Origin of the sequence: Gillisella vitis (genome assembly GCF_021559775.1) — a bacterium.
In the GTDB taxonomy this organism is placed as follows: Bacteria; Pseudomonadota; Alphaproteobacteria; order Rhizobiales; family Rhizobiaceae; genus Allorhizobium; species Allorhizobium ampelinum.
Window position 1 is genome coordinate 464487 of sequence record NZ_CP056048.1, and the last position, 15420, is coordinate 479906.

General features: G+C 57.9%; 14 protein-coding genes. 8 read left to right on the forward strand and 6 right to left on the reverse strand.

The genetic code is table 11. From position 1 onward, the window contains the following. Positions 1 to 120 precede the first annotated feature (120 nt). From AVCG78_RS19265 to AVCG78_RS19275, 3 genes are all read left to right on the forward strand, one after another. Positions 121 to 552: an OsmC family protein gene (locus AVCG78_RS19265; protein WP_071205902.1), complete on the forward strand. Its 432-nt coding sequence runs from the start codon at positions 121 to 123 to the stop codon at positions 550 to 552. Between the two features lie 203 nt (positions 553 to 755). After that, positions 756 to 1679, forward strand: coding sequence for an SHOCT domain-containing protein (locus tag AVCG78_RS19270; protein ID WP_071205904.1), 924 nt, complete (start codon positions 756 to 758; stop codon positions 1677 to 1679). A 361-nt stretch (positions 1680 to 2040) separates the two neighbouring features. After that, on the forward strand, positions 2041 to 3540 hold the full coding sequence (locus AVCG78_RS19275; protein ID WP_174089737.1) for an FAD/NAD(P)-binding protein: 1500 nt from the start codon (positions 2041 to 2043) through the stop codon (positions 3538 to 3540). Positions 3541 to 3587: 47 nt separating this feature from the next. Here the strand turns inward: AVCG78_RS19275 and AVCG78_RS19280 are convergent, their stop codons facing one another. The 3 genes from AVCG78_RS19280 to AVCG78_RS19290 are packed head-to-tail and all read right to left on the reverse strand — an operon-like array spanning position 3588 to position 6300. Beyond that, positions 3588 to 4415 carry an ATP-binding cassette domain-containing protein gene (locus tag AVCG78_RS19280; RefSeq protein ID WP_071205906.1) on the reverse strand — a complete coding sequence of 276 codons (828 nt, stop codon included), beginning with the start codon at positions 4413 to 4415 and terminating at the stop codon, positions 3588 to 3590. A gap of 5 nt (positions 4416 to 4420) precedes the next feature. Then, positions 4421 to 5275 carry an ABC transporter permease subunit gene (locus AVCG78_RS19285; protein WP_234665029.1) on the reverse strand — a complete coding sequence of 285 codons (855 nt, stop codon included), beginning with the start codon at positions 5273 to 5275 and terminating at the stop codon, positions 4421 to 4423. A gap of 56 nt (positions 5276 to 5331) precedes the next feature. Then, positions 5332 to 6300 carry an aliphatic sulfonate ABC transporter substrate-binding protein gene (locus AVCG78_RS19290; RefSeq protein WP_071206021.1) on the reverse strand — a complete coding sequence of 323 codons (969 nt, stop codon included), beginning with the start codon at positions 6298 to 6300 and terminating at the stop codon, positions 5332 to 5334. A 422-nt stretch (positions 6301 to 6722) separates the two neighbouring features. Here AVCG78_RS19290 and AVCG78_RS19295 point away from each other — a divergent pair, with 422 nt between their 5' ends. The 3 genes from AVCG78_RS19295 (at position 6723) to AVCG78_RS19305 (ending at position 9641) form a co-directional block, all read left to right on the forward strand. Then, the gene (locus AVCG78_RS19295; RefSeq protein ID WP_071584457.1) at positions 6723 to 7688 is read left to right on the forward strand and encodes an aliphatic sulfonate ABC transporter substrate-binding protein; all 966 of its coding nucleotides are present in this window, start codon (positions 6723 to 6725) and stop codon (positions 7686 to 7688) included. A gap of 25 nt (positions 7689 to 7713) precedes the next feature. Further along, on the forward strand, positions 7714 to 8904 hold the full coding sequence (gene ssuD / locus AVCG78_RS19300) for an FMNH2-dependent alkanesulfonate monooxygenase (RefSeq protein WP_071205910.1): 1191 nt from the start codon (positions 7714 to 7716) through the stop codon (positions 8902 to 8904). A 269-nt stretch (positions 8905 to 9173) separates the two neighbouring features. Next, a complete protein-coding gene (locus AVCG78_RS19305; protein WP_012653833.1) occupies positions 9174 to 9641 on the forward strand; it encodes an RrF2 family transcriptional regulator in 468 nt (155 codons plus the stop codon). A gap of 135 nt (positions 9642 to 9776) precedes the next feature. Here AVCG78_RS19305 and AVCG78_RS19310 read toward each other — a convergent pair whose 3' ends face one another. The 3 genes from AVCG78_RS19310 to AVCG78_RS19320 form a co-directional block, all read right to left on the reverse strand. After that, positions 9777 to 10325: a flavin reductase family protein gene (locus tag AVCG78_RS19310; RefSeq protein WP_071206022.1), complete on the reverse strand. Its 549-nt coding sequence runs from the start codon at positions 10323 to 10325 to the stop codon at positions 9777 to 9779. A 364-nt stretch (positions 10326 to 10689) separates the two neighbouring features. Next, on the reverse strand, positions 10690 to 11862 hold the full coding sequence (locus tag AVCG78_RS19315) for an acyl-CoA dehydrogenase family protein (RefSeq protein ID WP_071205912.1): 1173 nt from the start codon (positions 11860 to 11862) through the stop codon (positions 10690 to 10692). Between the two features lie 273 nt (positions 11863 to 12135). Further along, positions 12136 to 13047: a LysR family transcriptional regulator gene (locus AVCG78_RS19320; protein ID WP_071205914.1), complete on the reverse strand. Its 912-nt coding sequence runs from the start codon at positions 13045 to 13047 to the stop codon at positions 12136 to 12138. Between the two features lie 208 nt (positions 13048 to 13255). On the opposite strand from AVCG78_RS19320, the gene AVCG78_RS19325 reads away from it, so the two are divergent. After that, the gene (locus tag AVCG78_RS19325; protein WP_071584456.1) at positions 13256 to 14053 is read left to right on the forward strand and encodes an alpha/beta hydrolase fold domain-containing protein; all 798 of its coding nucleotides are present in this window, start codon (positions 13256 to 13258) and stop codon (positions 14051 to 14053) included. 58 nt (positions 14054 to 14111) lie between these two features. After that, the gene (locus AVCG78_RS19330; protein WP_071205918.1) at positions 14112 to 15302 is read left to right on the forward strand and encodes an efflux RND transporter periplasmic adaptor subunit; all 1191 of its coding nucleotides are present in this window, start codon (positions 14112 to 14114) and stop codon (positions 15300 to 15302) included. Positions 15303 to 15420 lie beyond the last annotated feature (118 nt).

Sequence of the window (15420 nt, forward strand, 5' to 3'; positions counted from 1 at the left end):
GGAACCGATCTTGCGCCGGGGTGTTAACCCATCATCCCGCATCCCGGCCAATGGCCCGCTTATGAATGGAGCGGCGGGGTCCCATAGTTGGGCCTATTTGCATAGAACAAGGAGAATGCCATGAAGATCGAAAAATACGGTTCGGCCCAGTGGTCCGGTGGTTTGAAAGACGGAAAAGGCAAGGTTTCGACGCAGAGCGGCGCGTTGGATGCCCATCCTTACGGGTTCAACACCCGCTTTGAAGGCGTCACCGGCAGCAACCCGGAAGAGCTGATCGGTGCGGCCCACGCGGCCTGCTTTACCATGGCTTTGTCGATGATGTTGGGCGAGGCTGGACTGACCGCCGAAAGCCTGGAAACCAAGGCCAACGTGACCCTGGAAAAGCTGGAGGCCGGTTTCGCCATCACGGCCATCGAACTCGTCCTGAAGGGTAAGGTGCCTGGTGCTGATGAAGCCCGGTTTACGGATATTGCCAATCAGGCTAAGGCGGGATGCCCGGTTTCCAAGGCTCTGGCCGCCGTGCCGATCAGCCTCAGTGTGACCTTGGGATAACGACCAGCGTTACCTTGGGATAACCTGTTATCCTGGTTGGTCTGGGTCCGGTCTGGCTTGAATGCTAGGCCGGGCTTTTGCGCTTTTTTCAAGAGATCATATCGCCGTCCTTTCAAAGCCCCTGTGATAACCGGCTGGCACGTGCTAGGCAAACTCAGCAGCTTGACAATCACCGATCGCTGCCAACCGCGAGGGACGCCGTTATGCCGACACTGAGTGACGAGGGCCAAGCGCGTCTGAACGACATTGCCACCCGCCATGGGGTGAGCTTCGGGCTGGTCGAACATTTGCTGATGGCGCTGATGGCCGGCAACGGCTACCAGGCCCAGTTCAACCACCCGGATCTCGGTGGCATGGGGCAATGGTCGCAGGGTGGCATGACCATGGTTGGCGATATGTTCAACAATGGGCTGAAGGCCCGGGTCGACAATCTTTGCTCGGATATCGCCACGTTGCTGCAAACCAGTGATCTGCATCGCCCGGCATCCGGCTATGCCTCCTCCTCGCAATCACAGTCGCAGGGAAATGGCGGGTTCGGTAGCTTTTCGAGCGGTGTTAGTCTCTTCGTCCCCGGCAGTCTTTCGGCCGTAAACTGGTGGCCAGCCGATCTTGGCTTTCCGGCTTCGACCGGTGCCCAGAACAATTTGCGCTATGCGTTTTTCCCGTCAAGCCGCAGACTGGCGATCGATATTGGCGGGCGCACGACAGTCTACGATACCAGAGACCACCAGATCGGCGGATTTTCCCAGCAACAGGGCGGCGACCAGACGCTGAGCTTCACCTCCCAATACGGTTTGGTGCGGATATCAGAGCTTGAAGTCGTGTCTCCCGGTGCGACTGCGCCCGTTACGAATGTGGTCGGCGAGGCCGCGACTGCGCCCCTCGCGCCAGTCATGCCACCCGTCGCCACTGTTTTTGACCATCCCGAACCAGCGCGTGAGCCTTTGGCGTCGGAAATCCAGGCATTTTCGGCAGGGACTTCTCCCATGCCTCTAGCCGCTCCCCCGGCAGCCAGTGACGATGAGATCTTTGCCAAGATCGAGAAACTCGCCGCGCTGCATGGCCGCGGCATCCTGACCGACAAGGAATATCAGGACAAAAAGGCCGATCTTCTGTCGCGTCTCTGATCGCAGACGAAATCTGTTCTGTGTGTGACATGTCGTCTTTGGGGTAATGGGGTGGCCAAACGGGCTGCCGCATAATGACGCCTGAATGGCAGGTGAGGGGAAGAGCATCCGTTCACAACACGCTCCTGAGATGGTGTGTTGTTGAAAAAGCGCTGCATAAATAGGCGCTTAACACCTTCTTTTTTCTAAAAGGACAGGTCGTGTTATCCTGGATGCAAATAGGTCCAGTGGACATCTTTCAATTTAAATCTATATATTTTATAGTCAATATGCAGTGGCAGGAGTCGAGGACTGGCAAATTCAACAGGCACTCAGGGCATGCCTGTATGGCTATCCTGAAGGCCGCTTGATGGAGGGCATCATGCTCCAGTTTATTTCAGGGGTTTCTCACTTGGGGGCTTACCAAGCGAAAAGCAGCATTTCGCCTGCCCGCAAGACAGTCGTTATTGTCGGTGGAGGGTTTGCCGGCGCGTCAGTAGCGCGGTTTCTGGCGGAGCGGCAGGACGAGGATCTGCAAATTCTGGTATTTGAGCCGAGAGCCACGCTGGGGGCCGGTCTTGCCTATGATACGGAAGATCCGGCACTTCGTCTCAATGTTGAAGCAAACCGGATGATAGCCGATGCTAGGGAGCCACTCGCCTTTGCCGAGTGGTTACGGCAATCTGGCGCGCTTGCGGACGATCCTGACGCGCAGGTCGAATGCACAGGCAGTGATGCCACGCAGGTGTTTGCCCGCCGTGAAGCCTTCGGTCGTTTCATGGCGGAGCGGATGGCGCCTTATCTTGAAGAGGGTAGGATTCAGCACATCCGGGAGACGGTGGAAAGCGTGACCCGGATCGGGAGCCGCTGGTTGGTGACCGGCAATTTCGGTGCCTGGATCGAGGCCGATATCGTCGTCATGGCAGCCACCCACCCGGCTCCCAAGGCGCCGCGGGCATTGCAATCAGCCCTGCAAGGCCATCCACGCTTCCTTACCAATCCCGTCGCGGGCCAGAGCCTTTGCGGTGTCCGTGCGACGGATCGGGTTCTTGTCGTGGGCATGGGTCTGACGGCAGCGGATATTGTTGCCAGTTTGAGTGTCCGTGGCCATCGCGGCGAGATCACCGCCTTTTCAAGGCGCGGCATGTCGTCTCGCGGCCATACTCTTCAGCCCCAGGACTGGTCTTGCTCGTTTAGCGAGGATGATTGTCACTCGGTAAGGTCGTTGTTACGAGCCGTGCGGCGCGCGGTGGCCGATGCGCAGGCCCATGGCGTGACCTGGCATGCGGTGACCGACGCCCTGCGTAAACAGGGTCAGACCATCTGGGCGCGGTTCAATGCGACGGAAAGAAAACGGCTGTTGCGCCACGCCCGCCGTCTTTGGGACGTGCATCGCTACCGGCTGCCACCCCAGGCACAAGCCATTTGGCAGCAGCGGTTGGCTGAAGGCAGTCTGACGCTTGCCTCAGGCCGGATGATCAAGATCGAGCGGGGTATCGAGACCATCGCTATTGATCTCGTGGTAGCCTCGACCGGGCTGGTGGAGCGGAAATTGTTCGACTGGGTGGTGCTGGCGACAGGTCCCGATCATGCCAGTGTTCTGAAATCACAGTCGATGTTGTTGACGCTGGAAAGCACGGGCCACCTCCAGGCCGATGCCTATGGGCTGGGTATTGCCTGTGATGAGACTGGTCAGGCCATTGGTATTGATGGGCGACCGCAAGCGGATTTGTTTATTGCCGGCCCGCTGGCACGCGGTACGTTTGGTGAGCTTATGGGCGTTCCGGAAGTCTCCCGCCAGGCCGAACTGGTGGCAGATCGTATCGCCAATGCCGTCTTGGCTAGCCGCAGCATGGCGAGCCATAGCATCGAAGCGCGATAGCATTGTATTGCCAGCCCGACGGCTTCAATGCCGGGCTGGCGTATTCCTCACGCTCGGGCCGCGTCTCCCAGCAGTTTCTCCAATATCTGTGCTTCGATTGCCGCGCATTCCGCTGTGGCATGCCGCCGTGGGCGTGGCAGTGAAACCTTGAGATCGAGCGCAATGCGTCCGGCGTCGATAACGACGATCCGGTCGGCGAGGGCGACGGCTTCCGACACGTCATGGGTGACCAGCACCGCCGTGAACCGTTGCTTTTGCCAGATTCGTTCCAGCAATTGCTGCATTTCGATCCGGGTCAGCGCATCGAGCGCGCCCAGCGGTTCATCCAGCGCCAGGATATGCGGATGCGCCGCCAAGGCGCGGGCAAGCGCGACGCGCTGTTTCTGGCCGCCTGAGAGAACGGAGGGCCATTCGCTGGCCCGTGCGCCAAGGCCGACCTCTTCCAACAGGGCGCGGGCCGCCGAAAGCGCTTCCTTGCCCTTGGCAATTCCGGTCAGTCCGACGGCGACATTGTCGTCGATCTTTGCCCAGGGAAGAAGACGCGGTTCCTGAAACATCATTCGAACCCGGGCAGCATCGCTCTTGTCGGCATGATGGATAAGTTCGCCGGAACTTGGTTTGTCCAGCCCGGCCAGCAACCGCAGCAGGGTGCTTTTGCCACAGCCGCTCTTGCCGATGATCGCCAGGAACTCACCTTCGGCGACATCGAGGTTTATGCCATCAAGCACGGTCTGTGTCCCGAAACTCTTTCGGACATTGCGGAAGGAAAAAGCCGGGCGGGCGCTGGCAAGCACCGGTTGGGATGCCTGTTCCTGTCTTTTTGCAGGATGTGTTTCCTGAATTGGCCGAAGCCGCGTCACTGTTGTTGCGGTCATGGGTCTTACCTCGCTGTCTGGTAGGCCGGATGCCATTGCAGGAACACGCGCTCCAGGAAACGGGCAAGCAGATCTGCCAGTTTGCCGAGCAGCGCATAGATGAGAATGGAAAGAACAACCACGTCGATCAGCAGGAACTCACGCGCCTGCATGGCCATGTAACCGAGGCCGGAAGAGGCGGCGATGGTTTCCGCGACGATCAGCGTCAGCCACATGATGCCGAGACCATAGCGCAGTCCGGCAAAGATCGAGGGCAGGGCGCCCGGCAGGATAACCTTGCGAAACAGCCGGTATGGCTTCATGCCGTAAAGGCGGCCCATTTCCACCAGTTGCGGATCGACGCTCTGGATGCCCAGCAGGGTGTTGACATAGATCGGGAAAAACACGCCAAGCGCGACAAGAAAGAGCTTGGCCTCTTCATCAATCCCGAACCAAAGAATAACCAGCGGGATCAGTGCCAGATGGGGAATATTGCGCACCATCTGCAAGGTCGTATCGGTAATGCCACGGCTCAGCGCCGACAGGCCGTTGAGCAGACCGAGTGCAAAACCGATGCCGCCGCCAATCGCAAAGCCGGCCAACGCCCGTACGGTGCTGACGCCTATATTGGTTGGCAATTCGCCCGATAATGTCAGGCGCCAGAAGGCTTCGGCGACGGCAGACGGTGCCGGCAAGATGTTTTGCTGCAACAATCCGGCGCGCGACGATGCTTCCCAGGCAATCAGGATCAGCAAAGGCAGCGCCCAGCCGATGCTGTTGCCAGCCAGTCGTGACAGGCCAGCCCCAAACCATGCAAGTCCCAGCGAGGGGGCCAGCGATGGGGCATGTCCGGCATCTTGTCTGATGTTTGAATTCTGCATCGCTTCAACTCCGGATCATTATCTTCAGTTGCCTGGGTCTTCAGTTGGCCAGGTCTTCAATTGGTTGGCGCAACCCACACGGTGTCTTTGATGTTGATTTTCTTCGGGATCAGGCCGAGCCGGAAGAAACGGTCGGCGGTCTCTTGCTGGGTTGCCACGATCTCGTCGGTAATCTTGAAAATGCCGAACTCGGCCCGGTTGGCGGCCAAAGTCTGGGCGTTTAGCGGCACGCCGGTAATCTCATGCAGGGCGGCGGCCAATTGATCGCGATTGTTGGCGGACCATTCAGCCGCAACAGTGAGCGCCTTCAGCACGGTTGCCAATGTGTCGGGATGGCTTGCTGCAAAGTCGCGATTGGCGAGAAAATAGGTTTTGACATCAAGCACTTCGCTGGAGCGGGCGAGCGTCACCAGATCGTATCGGGTCTCGGCAATCGCCAGGAACGGGTCCCAGACGGCCCAGGCGTCCACCTTGTCGCTGGCAAAGGCCGCCGCCGCATCCGCCGGGCCCAGATAGACTGGGGTGATCTCGTCAAAGCCGATCCCGGCCTTTTCCAGGGCAACCACAACGAGGTTATGGGCGCTGGTACCTTTTCCGACCGCGACCTTGCGGCCCTTGAGACCGGCCAGATCCTTGATGCCGGAACTGGCCTTGACGACGATGCCTTCGCCTTTGCCATTTGGTGGCAGCGCCGCAGCATAGACGATGGCTGCCCCGGATGCCTGACCGAAAATCGGTGGCGCATCTCCGGTCCAACCGACATGGACGGAGCCGACATTCAAGGCCTCGACCAGCGGCGGCCCGGCGGCGAACTCCACCCAGGACACCGAGGTCCCCTGCGACTTGAGGGCGGCTTCGATCACGCCCTGCTGGCGTGCGATGACCGGCAGGCCGGTTTTCTGGTAGCCGATTTTCAAGACGCTCAGTTCTTCTGCCCGCGCGCGGAAGGCAGCGCCAAGCGTCAGGGATAAAGCGAGGGAGCCAAGGGCACCGGTCGTGAACAGGCGGCGGGTCAATTCTGTCATGGTGCGTCTCTTGTCTGTCATGGTGCGTCTCTTGAAAACTCAATTCCGGGCGATGGCGCCTTAGGTTAGAGTATATAGTCTATGGAAATAATGGAGATAAAATCGATCAATATTCCCCGAGCTGCGAAAACATTTTTCCTCATTCGGCAGCTTTCCGGGTTGCAGCGTGCGGCGATGACGTCCTCATTCGGGTTGGACCTAGTCTGGGGGGTTGGACCTGGGCTGGCGAAAACCGACCCCCGTGGCTGACTTAAGTCTCCGCATCTTCGGAAGAGACGAAATTCCGACCCCTTGAGACGGCGAAATGGCGGCAGGAAATTTCCGCAGCCGCCCATAAAGCGAAAAATATTGCTTACAAATTCCATAGACTAAATCATCATATAGGCCTGACGATTGCGACCGACCAAAGAAAGAGACCGCTGATGATCAACCGCAGACAGACCCTTGGCTTGCTTGGCGCTGCCGGCACCATCCTCGCCTTGCCGGCAATCCGTACCGCCCAGGCGTCAACCACGACATTGCGCATCGGTTGGCAGAAGAATGGAGTGCTGGCGCTGGCCAAGCGCACGGGCGCGCTGGAAAAGCGTCTGGCTGCTCGCGGCGTCACTGTGACCTGGGCTGAATTTACCTCAGGCCCGCCGCTGCTGGAAGCGCTGGGGGCCGGTGCGCTCGACTTCGGTCCGACAGGCGATGTGCCGCCACTGTTTGCCCAGGCGGCGGGCGGCAATCTCCTTTATGTCGGCACGTACAAGGGAGCACCCTCCGGCACGGCATTGCTTGTGCATAAGGATTCGCCGATCCAGTCGATTGCCGATCTCAAGGGAAAGAAACTAGCCTTCAAACGCGGCTCAAGCGCTCATAATTTCGTGGTCAAGGCGCTGAAAACGGCGGGATTGACGCCATCAGATGTCAAGGCAGCGGATCTGTCGCCTGCCGATGCGGGGGCGGCATTCAAATCCGGAAATGTCGATGCCTGGGCAATCTGGGACCCCTATTTTGCGGTGGCCGAGACCGATCCTAATGCCAGGGTGTTGACGACCGCCAGCGGTATTGTCGATAGCTGGAGCTTCTATTTCGGCAATGGTGATTTCACCAGTAAAAACCCTGAAGTGATCACCGATGTGATCGATGAATTGCGCAAGACGGGTGTTTGGGCGCAGAGCCATCTGGATGAGACGATTACAGCGCTTGCCGAAATCACTGGCGTGCCGCGCGACACGACAAAGACCGTGCTGACCCGGCCCGGCGCCGATCTCGGCAGCGTGTCTACCCTGAACGATGAAGCCATCGCCTATCAGCAGGCCTTGGCCGACGAGTTTCACGCCCTGCAAATTCTGCCGAAGCCTTTGAAGATCGCCGAGATCGTCTGGCGCCCGAAGGCAAGCTGAACCATTTCCATGAAAGGACTTGTCCATGACTAAAACGTCCAATGCGCACACTGCGCGGCCCATCGATTTTCTCTGGTTCATCCCCACGTCGGGTGACGGCACCTATCTCGGCTCCAACGATCTGACTCGCCCGGTGGATCACGGCTATCTGCGTGAGATTGCCAGCGCTGTCGACCGGCTCGGCTATTACGGCGTATTGCTGCCAACGGGGGTCGCCTGTGAGGAATCCTTCGTCACGGCTGCGTCGTTGGCCGCCCATACGCAGAAACTGAAATTTCTGGTCGCCATTCGCCCCGGCACGGCGTCGCCCGCCTATTACGCGCGGTTGGCGGTCGCCCTGGACCGGGTCTCGAACGGCCGCACGCTGCTGAATATCGTTGTCGGCGGCAGCCCTTCGGAATTGGCGGGTGACGGTATTTTCGTCTCCCATGACGAACGCTATGCCCATGCCGACGAGTTTTTCACCGTCTGGGAAGATCTTCTGAGCAAGGGCCATGCCGACCTGAATGGCAAATATATCCGTGCAGAAGGCGCACGACTTGGCTTCCCGCCGGTGCAATCGCCGCGTCCGCCGCTCTATTTCGGCGGCTCCTCGGACGCCGGGATCGACTTTGCCGCCCGTCGCGTCGACAAATACCTGACCTGGGGCGAGCCGCCAGCGCAGGTCAAGGAAAAGGTCGAGGCCGTGCGTGCTGCCGCTGCCCGCAGCGGGCGGGATGTCTCCTTTGGCATCCGTCTGCACTTTATCGTCCGCGAAACCGATGAAGAGGCCTGGGCCGCCGCAGACAAGCTGATCTCGAAACTGTCGGATGAAACCATCCGCGAAACCCAGGCCCGCTTTGCCAAGGAATCCGACTCGGTCGGTCAACGCCGCATGACCGAATTGCATAATGGCCGCCGCGACAAACTCGAAGTTTCGCCCAATCTTTGGGCCGGGGTGGGCCTGGTGCGGGCAGGGGCCGGTACGGCCCTGGTTGGTTCGCCGGAAACGGTGGCGGAGCGCCTGCGGGAATATCAGGAGATCGGCATCGATACGGTGATCGGCTCCGGCTATCCGCATCTGGAGGAAGCCTACCGTGTGGCGGAACTGCTGTTTCCGAAGCTTGGTCTGGGCAGGTCGAGTGAAAACGACATTAAGCACAGCGATTTCGCCGATTCGAAAGTCTTTGCCGGCGGAGGCCATTCCGGCGGTTTCCGGGTGGTTTCGGGTTCCTGACGCCCATCAATTATCGCTCATGCGCCATACCGCTCCGGTTCAAGCCGGGGCGGTATTGCTTTTTTTGATGCTTCCATGCAACGAACGGCTGTGAAACGTCGGTCGATCTGACGTTTGCCAGCCACAATCCCTTGCGGCAAAGCTTGAATATGAAATACATAATTTTTATATGTTTTTAAAGTTCACGCTGTAGTTTGGCTTTATTGCCATGGTGAAATGCGGATGGGGCCGAGATTTGTCGGCCCGGAATGTTGGGAAAGCAGACAGTCATGCTGACGAAAAAAGGCAAATACGGTTTGAAAGCGCTGGTGGATCTGGCTCAGCTTGGACCGGGTGAAACAGCGTTCATCAGCGAGATTGCGCTCAGAAACAACATTCCGAAAAAGTTTCTCGACACCATTCTGCTCGAATTGCGCAATGGTGGCATCCTGCGGTCGAAAAAAGGCCCGGGCGGCGGTTACTCCTTGTCGCATCCCGCCAGCGAAATCCGTATTGGCCACGCCATTCGCCTGCTGGATGGGCCGCTTGCGCCGATCCGTTGTGCCAGCCGCACCGCTTTTGAAGCTTGCGACGATTGCGCCGATCCGGTCAACTGTCAGGTCCGGCGGTCGATGACCCAGGTGCGGGACGCCATCGCGGCTATTCTCGACAATATGACACTGGAACAATTTGTCGCTACGCCAAGCCTGAATGAGCTGACGCAGGATGAGCAGCAGGAAAAGCGGGCTACTGCATAATTCCTTAAATCGGCTTGGATTTATGGCTAAAATTATGCAGCAGATGTAAAGCGCTACGGCAGACCTCTAGATAGAAATCAGCCTGCCGGATCTGAATAATCCGGCAGGCTGATTTTTTTTGCTTTGACCGCAAAGTCAGCCCAAAATCGGTGTGAAATTGCCGTAACGGCCGTTCTGATAGGCCAGTGGGTTGCCTTCGCCGAGCTGGATCGAAATGACCCGGCCAATGATGATGCCGTGGCTATGGCGGTCGATGATCTCTTCCACTTCGCAGTCGATTGCGGCGAGCGCGCCGACCAGCAGCGATGCGCCGCTAGGCCCGACCAGCCAATTTGACCCGTCATAGCGTGCCTCTCCCTTCAGACCCCCAACGCCGGCAAAACGATTGGCGACAGGCTCGTCATGGCTCGCAAGGATGTTGAGGCCGAAATGACCGTATTTCCGGATCACCGGATAGCTGGAAGAGGTCCGGTTGATATTGACGATAACCGTTGGAGGATCGACCGACAAAGCGGTGGCGGAGGTCACGGTTGCACCAGTGCGCTCTGGCCCCTGGCCCGCCGTGATCACCGAAACCTGGCCGCTGACGTGGCGCATGGCCGATTTCAGCAGACCCGGATCGACGGACGGCTGCGGATAGGGCGTAGCGTTGGCGTCCTTGCGCGGCATGGTGAGGATCGTCATGAGCAATCTCCAATTGGCTGTCTTTTCCTGCCGGTCAAAATGGAATCTCACGGCTCTTTTGTCAAAGTAATCCATAATTTCAATAGATTAAATTATGAGAAGAAAATTCTAAAAAATGGCGGTCTTTTGCGCTCCTTGACCCGTAAACCTCTCAAGGCCGACATGCTGCCGACATAATGTGCTATAAATGGGAGAGCCTATCAGATTTGGACTGAAGCAGATGGGCTCTCACTTCTCTTGGCTTCAGTTGTCTTTTCACGAAAACCGGAGTCCACTTTTCCGAGAGTATTTTTAGCAAAAGTGCGCAGCGGGTTTGCGTCCGGAAATACTCTAACGCAAACTGCTGGCAGCATTCATCGGCAAGTTATCCGTTTGAATCATCATCTGAAAAACCGCTCAAGCCAAGTGTGCCCTTGCGCAAAAGCGAAACGATGATAGCGGCTTCAGCACTTTGGAACTCGACACCGCCAAGAGGCGTGGTTGCATGTGCAAAGCGTGGGTCCGCTGCGACAGACTGAGCGATTGTCGAGGCTTCCACGGCGGCTGCATTGGCTGCCGATGCGATCAGGAAGGCGGTATGTCGATGCCGGTCCTGGGTGCCGATCTGGGCGGCATCGATGGCGCTGGCGGCTTTCTCGATCACGGCTTCGGCTGTTGCCAATCGCAGGGCGGCATCGGCGATGGCGCCGGTTTTTGATGGGTCAAAATCGGGTTCGAACGTGTCATCAGGCAGATGAGAGGGGGCCAATACCGGGCTTCCGAACAATTGGCTGAATGCAGCTTTGCCTCTCCCTAGTTCCACCGCTGCCTGCAAAAGCAGCTCCATCGCCTGAGGCACATCCGGCCCCTGGGCCGGACGACGGGTCTGCAGTTGCGCGTCCTTTTCGCCTCTCTGGTCGCGAAACAGCACGGGCTCACCTCGATCCGGCTGGCTTTTGTCTGAAAGGGAATTGGCGATCGGCGTCATCGTCGCCGTTCCCCCAGGGAAAAACAGATGGGCTGGCTCTTCAACCTGGTCATGGACGGAAACCATGATCCAATCGGCAGAAGTAGCGTTCGGTGACGCCATGCCGGTGCCATTCAATGACCAGCCAAGTCCGTTATAGGAAAGGTGCAGGCCCCTGTCTTTCAGGCTTACCGCAGACGGTGCTTTGACGCGTGCCAGACGCATGCCTGCCAGTGCGGCAGCAAAGAAATAGGATTTCTGCGCTTCGCTGCCATGGCTGCGCAACAGCTCCAATGCACTATAATGGCCCGCAAGCATAGCCCCCAATGTGGGGCAAGCCTTTGCCAAAACACAGCAAATGGTCGATAACAACACATTCGAAACGTCGATCCCGCCGTAATCGGTCGAGACGGAAATGCCGAGTAGCCCCGACCTGAGCAGATGGTCGAGGATTGTTTTTTCATAGGACCCGTCATCTGCCGACACTGCAGTTTCGGCCAGGAGATGCGCACAGCCAAGGGCTTCGTCTTCGGCTTTGATGAAGGCAACTGGTCTAGCCAGTCGGTCGAAAACGGGCGAGAATGTTCCCATGACGACATCTCCCTTTTGTCTCGATTTCGAAATTCAGGACCAGAGCATTTCCAGGAAAAGTGGAGACCAGTTTTCCGTCTGGAAATGCGTAAAAACAAAGAGTTAGAGCGTTACTGCGATTACATGTAGAGCAGAAACGCTCTAGTGACGTCTCTTCCCGATTCACGAGAGCCGGAACCCGCCAAACAGGTGGGCAATAAAAGATATTATCATATCGATAGATTTTGTATAGTTTCCTTTTCAAAGGGTTGTGGGGTCTGTGATGTCGTTGTTTCAGCCCTCGTTGAGTCTGGCTTCGAGCAGAAGTTTTACCAGCCAATCAACGAAAACCCGGACCTTGTTGCTCAAATGCCGGTTCGGCGGATAGACGATATAGAGAGGAAGCGGCTCACGCCTCCAATCCGCCAGCACTTGCACCAATTCGCCCGATGCGAGGAGGCTGGCAGCCATGAATCGGGGAATTGGCGCAATACCGAGGCCGTTCTGGGCGCAGGTCATGTAGGTGCGGCTATCGTTGACAGACACGATGTAGCGGGCGCTGATCTCCAACTCTTCCTTGTCTTTTTTGAACGTGAACGGCATTTTCCGGCTATTGTTGCTGCTGAAATAGTTCACGCAATAGTGGTGGTTTTCTAGCTCGCGCGGATGGGCCGGGATGCCGAATTTTTCGATATAACGGGGTGCGACGCAGGTGATCATTTCGACGTCGCAAACCCGTCTGGCGATGAGAGACTGATCCGACGGCGTCCCGGCCCGCAAGGCGCAATCGACGTTTTCGGCAAGATAATCGACCATCCGGTCGCTGACGCCGAGATCGATGTGCATATCTGGAAATTTCTGATGAAAATCGCAGAGCGACGGCACGACAATCCAGTCGGAAAAGGCGCCGGACATTTCGACACGCAAGCGTCCGCGGGGTGTGCTTTGCGCATTGGAAAGACTTTCGTCCAGCTCAGCCAGTTCCGAAACGATCTGGACCGCTCGCTCATAATACAAGGCCCCGTCCGTCGTCACCATGACGCGACGGGTGGTCCGGTTGAGCAGCTTGGTCTGCAAATGGGCTTCCAACCCCTGGATGAGATTGGTGACCGTTGCCTTCGGCATATCAAGCCGCTCAGCCGCACGGGTAAAGTTGCCGGTTTCCACGACGCGAATAAAGGCGCGCATTGCCGAGAGCTGGTCCATGGGAGTTGGCCTTATTGATGTGCGTTGCACTATTATTCGAAAATACGAACAGTGTAGTAAGAAAACGCTAGCTTGTTCCGATTGGCGAATAACAATAGATTTTACATGAAATTGCAAGCGTGCATATCATATCTCGTCTCGGGTGCCGCTGGTCGGACCAGGGAAAATCAGAAGTCCCGAACGTTGGGGCTTAAGGAAAGCCTAAGCAATGTCGGTACAAGTGAAAGATATGGTGCTGGACAAGCTGGCCGTCGGGCCGGTGTCGGCGCGTGTCTATCAGGGTGCCGAATATGGCAAGGGGCCACCGGTCGTCTTGTTCTTTCACGCAGGTGCCTTCATGGCATCCGGCGTGGTGGACAGTTCGGTTGCGGCATGTCTGGCGAGGACCGGCGCTATCGTGGTGGTGCCGGACTACAATGCGCCGCTTGGGCCGGTCTTCCCAAGCCCGCTTGAGGTGGGTTTTTCGATTTTTTCCTATCTCGCCAACAAGCGTGCCGGGCTTGGCGACCGTAAATCGCTGCTGTTGCTGGCGGGCGTTGAGGCGGGTGGTAATATTGCCGCCAGCGTCGCGCTGAAGGCACGGGATCATTTCGCCAACGAACTTGACGGACAGATCCTGCTGTCGCCGCTGCTCGATCCATTCATGGGGACGGCTTCCATCCGTGAAGCGGAAGCCATCGGCATGCGGGAGCGCTGGGCGGAAGGCTGGAGCCGCTATCTCAGTGGTGGCGGATGCCATCCCTATGCGGCACCTTGTCTCTGTTCGCGCCTTGCAGACGTCGCGCCTGCTTTGGTTTTGAGCGCAGAGGACGATCCGCTGCGTGATGAAAGTCTTGCGTTCGCGCAAAGCCTGAAACAGGCAGGCGTTAAAACCTGTAGCCAGGTCCTGCCTTCGGGGAAGGGCTGGTCATCCATCTATGGCAGTCAACAGAGCCATGCATCGACATGGGAGCCTGAGCTTGAAAGCCAGTTCGAGGACTTCGTTAAACAGATCAGCATTCGCTAGAATGTCGTGAAACCTGAATGAACAATGGCGGCCTGTGGGGGCCGCAAGGAGATTGCCAATGTCATCCAGAAAACAACGCTGGGCCCTTATGGGCGCCGGCCTGGGCCTTGTTGTGTCCATTTCAGCCGTATCCGTGGTTCTTCAATTGCCGATGAGTGTTGCTGCAACGGCGGCCCCGGCGGCCGCACCGGCTCCTGCCGTGCCGGTCACGGTTTCCAAGGTTTCCAGCCGGAATTTCACCCATTGGGAGCTGTTTTCCGGCCGTCTCGAGGCCGTTGACCGGGTCGATGTACGGCCACGGGTTGGTGGAGCCATCCAATCCGTCCATTTCCGCGAGGGCGCGCTGGTCAAGGCAGGCGATTTGCTGTTCACTATCGATCCCGCTCCTTATCAGGCCGCTGTCGATCAGGCGGAAGGCCAGTTCGCCTCAGCCGAAGCCAAGGTTGATCTTGCCAGGATCGAACTGGATCGCGGCTTGAAACTATCGGGCAATAGCACGATCTCGCAAAGCGATATGGACCAGCGCCGCAATAGCTTTACCCAGGCTCAAGCTGCCATGGGAACCGCCAGAGCACAGCTGCAATCGGCTCAACTGGAGCTGGATTATACCCAGGTGCGCGCCCCGGTATCCGGTCGCGTCGGTAAGCTCGAGGTTACGGCAGGCAATCTGGTGGCCTCGGGGTCGTCCTCTTCTGTCTTGACCACGCTGGTGTCTGTCGATCCAATTTACGCGAGCTTCAATGTCAGCGAGCAACTCGTTGCCAAGGCTCTGTCGCAGCTCCCACAAACCGGGGCTGCCTTGGCCGACATAGACCGTATCCCCGTCGAAATCGGCACCTTGGCCGATGATGGCACGCCGATCAAAGGCAAGCTGCAATTGATCAACAACCAGGTCGATGCGGCCAGCGGGACGATTGGCGTGCGCGCCGTGTTCGACAATCCGGGCGGCAGGCTTATCCCTGGCCAGTTTGTGCGGGTGCGCATGGGCCAGCCTGTGCCGGAAAACAAGATCCTGGTCAGTGAACGGGCGATTGGCACCGATCAGGACAAGAAATTCGTTTTCGTTGTCGATGGCGATAACAAGGTCAATTACCGCCAGATCCAGTTGGGCGCCGTGGCCGAAGGCCAGCGTGTGGTGGAAAGCGGGCTTGCTGCTGGCGATACGATCGTCGTCAACGGTCTGCAACGCATCAAACCAGGCGCAATCGTTGCGCCGCAGCCGGAAGAAAAGCTCGCGGCGTCGAAGTAAGCATAGCCTCTGCATCGACCTGACGCTTTTTTCGCAAAGCGCGAACACTGGTCAGGTCCAATATCCTCCCGGCAGCAAAGGCCGCCGGGCAGGACTGTCATATCCATATCCACCGTTT

Bases quoted from the DNA above. Each gene is read 5' to 3' on its own strand.
- AVCG78_RS19265 (WP_071205902.1), top strand. From the start codon at position 121: ATGAAGATCGAAAAATACGGTTCGGCCCAGTGGTCCGGTGGTTTGAAA.
- AVCG78_RS19270 (WP_071205904.1), top strand. From the start codon at position 756: ATGCCGACACTGAGTGACGAGGGCCAAGCGCGTCTGAACGACATTGCC.
- AVCG78_RS19275 (WP_174089737.1), top strand. From the start codon at position 2,041: ATGCTCCAGTTTATTTCAGGGGTTTCTCACTTGGGGGCTTACCAAGCG.
- AVCG78_RS19280 (WP_071205906.1), bottom strand. From the start codon at position 4,415: ATGACCGCAACAACAGTGACGCGGCTTCGGCCAATTCAGGAAACACAT.
- AVCG78_RS19285 (WP_234665029.1), bottom strand. From the start codon at position 5,275: ATGCAGAATTCAAACATCAGACAAGATGCCGGACATGCCCCATCGCTG.
- AVCG78_RS19290 (WP_071206021.1), bottom strand. From the start codon at position 6,300: ATGACAGAATTGACCCGCCGCCTGTTCACGACCGGTGCCCTTGGCTCC.
- AVCG78_RS19295 (WP_071584457.1), top strand. From the start codon at position 6,723: ATGATCAACCGCAGACAGACCCTTGGCTTGCTTGGCGCTGCCGGCACC.
- ssuD (WP_071205910.1), top strand. From the start codon at position 7,714: ATGACTAAAACGTCCAATGCGCACACTGCGCGGCCCATCGATTTTCTC.
- AVCG78_RS19305 (WP_012653833.1), top strand. From the start codon at position 9,174: ATGCTGACGAAAAAAGGCAAATACGGTTTGAAAGCGCTGGTGGATCTG.
- AVCG78_RS19310 (WP_071206022.1), bottom strand. From the start codon at position 10,325: ATGACGATCCTCACCATGCCGCGCAAGGACGCCAACGCTACGCCCTAT.
- AVCG78_RS19315 (WP_071205912.1), bottom strand. From the start codon at position 11,862: ATGGGAACATTCTCGCCCGTTTTCGACCGACTGGCTAGACCAGTTGCC.
- AVCG78_RS19320 (WP_071205914.1), bottom strand. From the start codon at position 13,047: ATGGACCAGCTCTCGGCAATGCGCGCCTTTATTCGCGTCGTGGAAACC.
- AVCG78_RS19325 (WP_071584456.1), top strand. From the start codon at position 13,256: ATGTCGGTACAAGTGAAAGATATGGTGCTGGACAAGCTGGCCGTCGGG.
- AVCG78_RS19330 (WP_071205918.1), top strand. From the start codon at position 14,112: ATGTCATCCAGAAAACAACGCTGGGCCCTTATGGGCGCCGGCCTGGGC.